Raw genomic sequence first — 3305 nt, forward strand, 5'->3', positions numbered from 1 at the left:
GTGGGGTCTCTGTGCCCCACGGAGGGAGCACTCTACGATTAATCCTACCTGAATTCGTGCCATACCCGGCCTATTTCATAAGGCCTGTAATGCTTTTCAACAGTTTTACCCGGTCTATGGATCTTTCATTTCCCACAATCGACACTGCATCCGCACCAACAAGATTGCCGACAAAATTTATCACATCCGCGGGAATACTATCTGCAGACATCACTGCTGTCAAGGCCAACACCGCATCTCCTGCTCCTATGCGATCGACAACTTTTACTGCAAACGCTGGGCATGAAGTGAACCCTTCATCCTTGCGATAGAAAAGGCTTCCATTGCTCCCCCGTGTTATCATTATTGAAGGATCTCCCATCCGGTTTGCCAGATCATGGACCAGATCCTTCAGATCGCCTTTTCGGCTGCGCCTGTCGAGTCTTATCTCTCCCTCGTGTATGCAAACGTAATCGGCATGCGCATACTTGGAGATTGCGTGAAAACCCATGTTGGCCGCATTAATCTGCGTATTAACTGCGAGGAATCTGGATTTGTTCGTTAAGAGATCGATGACATTGGGTGTAAGCAAGCCGTGGTCATAATCCGCGACAATGACAACATCGTATTCCGGTAAACGCTCTTCCAGGATATTACACAGTATATTTTCTTCATCCGGGTTCAACTGTTCACCATTAAGTTTATAGACCCCTAAAAGTTTAGCTAAGGAATAACTGTCCACAAAACGGCGTTTAACAATAGTGGGAGATTCAGATTTGTAAACGAACAAGGGGTCAATATTCGCTTTTAAGGTATTCCTCACAAAGTCTTCTTCGGTCTTTTCGGCGCCAAGATAACATGCCACTGAAACACTGTCACAAAAATCAGCCAGGTGATTGGCAATGGCGAGGGCGCCTCCGGCATACCGCTCTTTCGAAAGGTATTTCATAACCAGTACGGATTCCTTTCCCGATTTGCCCATAGATTCGCAATAGACGTATTCGTCAATAATTGCTTCGCCGATTACCAGAACCTTTAACTCACGGAGATTTTCAATCTGACTGAGAATATCGTCCGGCGAATACTTACGGCGAAAATCGTGCAGATACCGGTTGGTCTCCTCATCGAATGACGGTATGATACTGTTGATTAAGTGCGAAGAACTAAAGGTAATATCTTCGGTAAAGCGAATTTCGCCGCCTATGGATTGAACAGCCTCTGCTTCATCTTTAATCTTGCCGGTTATATCATCCTTGCTGTCTTTATAGTCAGAACCCTTGACATAGAAATCCGGTTTCAGGAGCTTAATTGTTTCAACGGCTGTAGGCCACTGGTTGACCGCCACATAGTCAACACAATCCAGGGCAGCAAGAGACTCGGCACGGAGGTGTTCAGTGAATGCGGGGCGATTCGGCCCTTTGTTAACATGATGGTCCTGCGTGACCGTGACAACCAGCGTGTCTCCCATTTTTTTTGCATGTTCAAGATACCGGATATGACCCACATGCAACAGGTCGAATACGCCGTGGCAGTGCACGATTTTGTTGCCCTCACTTCGTAATGATGACAGCAGCTCAGCCAGTTCATTAAGCGGTTTGATCTTTTTTTTGTAACGCATGATGGTTTCCTAACGTTTAACTTTCTTTATTTTCTACCATGTCCATCCAATGATGCAGGATCGCTGCATGGCATGTTTCGGCGTAGCCGTATGTTTCAGCAGGAACATAAATGTTGAGGTCCCCTGATGATCTAAGCGGATTTTCTGATGACATGGCTGAAAGGGTTATAATCTTCAAGCCGATTTCCCGGGCAACTTCGACGGCGTTCAAGATATTTTTCGAGGCACCGGAACTGCTTATGGCCACAAGCATATCTCCTTTTTTAGCGCGACGTCGCAAAGGTTCCGCGAATACCCACTCATAGCCCATATCATTCGATATAGCAGTGATAAGAGAAAGGTCAGAGAAAACCTCTGTGTGCAGATGGGCGTTCTTTGCAAGGTCAGCGGCAAAGTGACTGGCCATGGAGGCGCTGGCACCGTTGCCAATGAGGTAGATAGATCGCTTTTTCTCTCTCACATCAATCGTCAATTCCTGCCAAATCCGAAACCCTTCATCAACGCTGTATTCGGTGCCATCGTATCCCAAGAAGGAAATCCCATGTAGAATACTGCTCAATTTATCAATTTCTTGTTTCCAGAGTGTCATAGTGGGTTTGTCTGGTTCATTTGGTCTGAGAAATAGTGGGGTCAGGCTTTCCTTATTGTCGTTATTGGTCGGGTTGCGGGTTACGAGTTGCGTGTTGGCTGTCTGGGTACACGATCCCGATTTGATGGGACTAAATCGGGTCATGTCCCCGTGCCCTATTTCCCTAAACTACAACCAGCTGGTGTTTCGGCAGCAGCTCGCGGAGTGTGTAATGCCGGTGGAGGCTGGCGGCCTGGTAGAAGTGGTACACTTCGCTTGCGGCGGCTTTTTCCGGTTTGTCCATTGCGGGGAAATGATCTCTTTGTTTATTCCATGGCTCAGGGTCATAATGGGGGATTTCCTCGCCGGGTTTTATTCCAAGCTGTCCTTTGGTGAAGGCTGTCCGCCATTTTTCGGACCGCTCTGCTTTTCCGTTTTGAAATGAGAGGATATCTCTCACGCGTTCTTCAACTGTGCTGAAATCAACGCCGCCTGTGCCGTCGTCATGGCCTGCGCTGGGCGCCAGGAATCTTTGAAACATATTGTGCAGTTTTTCGCATGCTTCAAGGTATGCCTCCGCATTGTTATGCTCAGATTTTTCGGACGATTGCTCATATTCGAAACTCCATTGAAGATAGGGAAGATCGGGCAGGGTCGCCACTGCTCCATGTCCCAGGGCGCCTGATGCTATCTCGGCGCCATCGCTGATGATTGTCCTTCTTATATTAGTCCAGAGGCCTCCCTCAAGGCCGAATTTGCGAAAGAAGCTGTCGAGCTTTTTGTCCAGGTATGTCGCGGTCGGGGCTGTGGCATTTTTGGGGATTATGGTGCCGGCATCGACTTTGTTTCGTCTTGAACTGACACCGGAGAAACCAAAGTGTGAAAAGGTGTCCGCGTAGACGTGAGCGGTCAGGCCAATCAGCTCCAGCGCGAATGGGCGTTCATGCAGCTCAAGATAATGGTCGATCAGCTCGTTAATCAGGGGGCGGTCTTTGCGGCAGATCAAGCGTTCGGTGAATCCTGTCCCTCGTTTCCGGGGAAAAAGTGGAAGGGGAGCCAGACAAAGGGCTGATCATTGACATCTCTGTTATCGATGAGTTCTGTAAGACTGTGCGCTGTTACAATCGGGGCAAGTTTGTT

At 48.2% G+C, this 3305-nt stretch carries 3 protein-coding genes; all 3 read right to left on the reverse strand.

Going from position 1 to position 3305, the window contains the following annotated elements; all coding sequences use genetic code 11:
• Positions 1-70: 70 nt before the first annotated feature.
• The 3 genes from Q7J27_05730 to Q7J27_05740 are packed head-to-tail and all read right to left on the reverse strand — an operon-like array spanning position 71 to position 3171.
• Entirely contained in the window at positions 71-1597 is a 1527-nt protein-coding gene (locus tag Q7J27_05730; protein ID MDO9528642.1) for a PfkB family carbohydrate kinase, read from the reverse strand.
• 16 nt (positions 1598-1613) lie between these two features.
• Positions 1614-2330: an SIS domain-containing protein gene (locus tag Q7J27_05735; protein ID MDO9528643.1), complete on the reverse strand. Its 717-nt coding sequence runs from the start codon at positions 2328-2330 to the stop codon at positions 1614-1616.
• Between the two features lie 19 nt (positions 2331-2349).
• Positions 2350-3171 (reverse strand): hypothetical protein, encoded by an 822-nt coding sequence (locus Q7J27_05740; GenBank protein MDO9528644.1) that lies wholly within the window; start codon positions 3169-3171, stop codon positions 2350-2352.
• Positions 3172-3305: the final 134 nt, after the last annotated feature.

This window comes from Syntrophales bacterium, assembly GCA_030655775.1.
GTDB lineage: Bacteria > Desulfobacterota > Syntrophia > Syntrophales > JADFWA01 > JAUSPI01.